The sequence below is a fragment of the Burkholderia sp. Se-20378 genome, assembly GCF_017104665.1.
GTDB classification, from domain to species: domain Bacteria; phylum Pseudomonadota; class Gammaproteobacteria; order Burkholderiales; family Burkholderiaceae; genus Burkholderia; species Burkholderia lata.
Genome location: NZ_JAAGPG010000767.1, coordinates 1 through 2,724, shown reverse-complemented (window position 1 = coordinate 2,724; position 2,724 = coordinate 1). Strand labels below are relative to the sequence as shown.

Sequence of the window (2,724 nt, the reverse complement as noted above, 5' to 3'; positions counted from 1 at the left end):
GCCGCAGCACGCTCGCGAGCTACCTGTGGCACGCGTTCGTCGGCTACTGGGTCGTGCCGGCCGCGTTCCTGTTCGCCTGCGGGGTCGTGATCGCGCTGATCCGCCGCGCGCTGCGCCGCCCCCCGATCAAGCCGCCGGTTCCGCCCGTCACGCACTGATGCGCGCGGCAGGCGCCGCCGTCCGATCGACCACCGTGTTTCCCGCATGCCGACGCGATGTCGGCGCGCGGGTGCCGGTTCGTCCGTTGGCGCGCCGCGACATCCCCGCGCGATTTGACGCTTTTTCACGCCGCAACGAAAAGAGGCTGTAATCCGCTGTGATATAACTGCCGACGTGATCCGCTCCCTGAGCGAGACTCACTCCGAACATCATCCGATGGAGAAGAACGATGCAAAAACGGAATCTTGTGCTGAAAGCCGCCGCTGCGCTCATCGTCGGTAGCCTCGCGCTCACCGGTTGCACCACCACCCCGGACAAGCCGGACAACGCCGCAACGAACGCGTCGAAGCGCCAGGCAATCGACTCGAGCGTCGACGCCACGCTGTCGCGCATGTACTCCACGGTCAAGGGTTCGCGCGAACTCGTCGCGAAGTCGCGCGGCGTGCTGGTCTTCCCGGACGTCATCCAGGCCGGCTTCATCGTCGGCGGCCAATCCGGCAACGGCGCACTGCGCGTCGGCGGCAGCACGGTCGGCTACTACAACACGTCGTCGCTGTCGGTCGGCCTGCAGGCCGGTGCGCAGTCGAAGGCGATCGTGTTCCTGTTCATGACGCAGGAAGCGCTCGACGAATTCCGCGGCTCGGACGGCTGGGCAGCCGGCGCCGGCGCGTCGGTCGCGCTCGTGAAGATGGGTGCGAACGGCGCGGTCGACACGACCACGGCCACCGCGCCGGTCCAGGTCGTCGTGCTGACGAACGCGGGCCTGATGGGCGACGTGTCGATCAACGGCACGAAGGTCTCGAAGCTGAAGATCTGACGCTGACGCACCGCCCGTGCGCACGGCGCGCGGGCCATGCACAAACGGCGATGTCCTTGCGGGCATCGCCGTTTTTTTATCCGCGTGCGTCGTGCGCCTCGCGCGTCAGGTCGTCGAGTCGATCACCTTGAAGCGCGAGCGCTTCTGCGCACGGATCACCGACTGGTAGACGTCGACATACTGCTGCGCCATGCGGCGCGACGTGAAACGTTCCTCGAAGCGCTGCCGCACGCGCGCACGCGGCAGCAGGTGCAGCCGGTTCACGGCGGCCACCGCGCTGATTTCATCCTCGACGATGAAACCCGACACGCCCTCGTCCACCACTTCGGGCACCGCGCCGCGATTGAACGCGATCACCGGCGTGCCGCACGACATCGCCTCGATCATCACGAGGCCGAACGGCTCCGGCCAGTCGATCGGAAACAGCAGCGCATGCGCGCCCGACAGGAATTCGGCCTTCTGGTGATCCGCGATCTCTCCGATGAATTCGACGTGCGGCAACGCGAAGAGCGGCTTGATCTCGCGCTCGAAGTATTCCTGGTCGGCCGCGTCGATCTTCGCGGCGATCTTGATCGGCAGCCCGCACTGGCGGGCAATGCGGATCGCCGTGTCGACGCGCTTTTCCGGCGAGATGCGGCCGAGGAAAGCGAGGTAGCGCGGCTCGACCGGCTGCGGCATGTACAGCGTATCGGGCAGCCCGTGGTAGACGGTCGTCAGCCATTTCGCCTGCGGCAACGGCTGGCGCTGCGAGTTCGAAATCGAGATCACCGGCGCCGTGTTGAACGTGTCGAACACCGGCTGCTGCTCGGGCAGGTCGAGCCGGCCGTGCAGCGTCGTCACGTAAGGCGTTTCCTGCCGGTTGAAGACCGAGAACGAGTAGTAGTCCATGTGGAAATGGAGCACGTCGAAGTCCTTCGCACGGCGTGCCACCGTTTCCATCAGCAGCATGTGCGGCGCGACCCGGTCGCGGATCGACGAATCGAGCCGCAGCGCGCGCGGCCAGACCGGCTCGAGCTTCGCCCGCGTCGTCGAATCGCCGCTGGCGAACAGCGTCACATCATGGCCGAGCTCGACGAGCGCCTCGGTGATGTAGGACACGACACGCTCCGTGCCGCCGTACAGCTTCGGCGGCACCGATTCGGTCAGCGGCGCGATCTGGGCAATTCTCATGGTCCACGTCTCCTGTGTCCTGTCCGTTGCGGCACGGCCGGCGGGCCTCTACGCTTTCGCGCCCTGCTCGCCCCCATGCAGCGCCAGCCAGATATCTCTTCATTATTCGCGATCCCGCTGCCCGGAACCGCCCGTCTTTCATTTTATGGGTGTTGTTACAGGCAGGATACATTCCGCCTGTCGGGCCGATCCGGCCCCCGATGCGACGATCAAGCCCGAGCGCGTGCCGCCGCCCCGCCCGTCAGCGCGACGGCCACTTCCATGCCGGCAGGTCGCGCGTATCGGCATCGACGAGCCCCGTCGCACCGAGCTGCTTGTCGAGCACCAGCGATTCGCAGCCGGCCTCGCGCTCGAGCGTCGCGATCAGCCGCGCCGCATGCGACACGACGAGCACCTGCGAACGCTGCGCCGCCTGCGCGATCAGGCGGCCGAGCGCCGGCAGCAGATCGGGGTGCAGGCTCGTCTCCGGTTCGTTCAGCACCATCAGCGCCGGCGGCCGCGGCGTCAGCAGCGCGGCCGCGAGCAGCAGGTAACGCAACGTGCCGTCCGACAGCTCGGCCGCCGCGAGCGGCCGCAGA

Annotated in this window: 3 protein-coding genes; 1 reads left to right on the top strand and 2 read right to left on the bottom strand. The window is 67.3% G+C overall.

Annotation, left to right across the window (positions count from 1 at the left end; genetic code table 11):
• The first annotated feature begins 388 nt into the window (after positions 1–388).
• A complete protein-coding gene (locus tag G3N93_RS37235) occupies positions 389–976 on the top strand; it encodes a YSC84-related protein (RefSeq protein ID WP_011352325.1) in 588 nt (195 codons plus the stop codon).
• Between the two features lie 105 nt (positions 977–1,081).
• Here the strand turns inward: G3N93_RS37235 and G3N93_RS37230 are convergent, their stop codons facing one another.
• Together G3N93_RS37230 and G3N93_RS37225 are read right to left on the bottom strand one after the other, a co-directional pair.
• Positions 1,082–2,146: a glycosyltransferase family 4 protein gene (locus tag G3N93_RS37230; RefSeq protein ID WP_041492866.1), complete on the bottom strand. Its 1,065-nt coding sequence runs from the start codon at positions 2,144–2,146 to the stop codon at positions 1,082–1,084.
• A gap of 241 nt (positions 2,147–2,387) precedes the next feature.
• Positions 2,388–2,724, bottom strand: a 337-nt coding sequence (locus tag G3N93_RS37225) for an AAA family ATPase (protein WP_206135261.1), incomplete at its 5' end; no start/stop codon positions are given.

Bases quoted from the DNA above. Each gene is read 5' to 3' on its own strand.
- G3N93_RS37235 (WP_011352325.1), top strand. From the start codon at position 389: ATGCAAAAACGGAATCTTGTGCTGAAAGCCGCCGCTGCGCTCATCGTC.
- G3N93_RS37230 (WP_041492866.1), bottom strand. From the start codon at position 2,146: ATGAGAATTGCCCAGATCGCGCCGCTGACCGAATCGGTGCCGCCGAAG.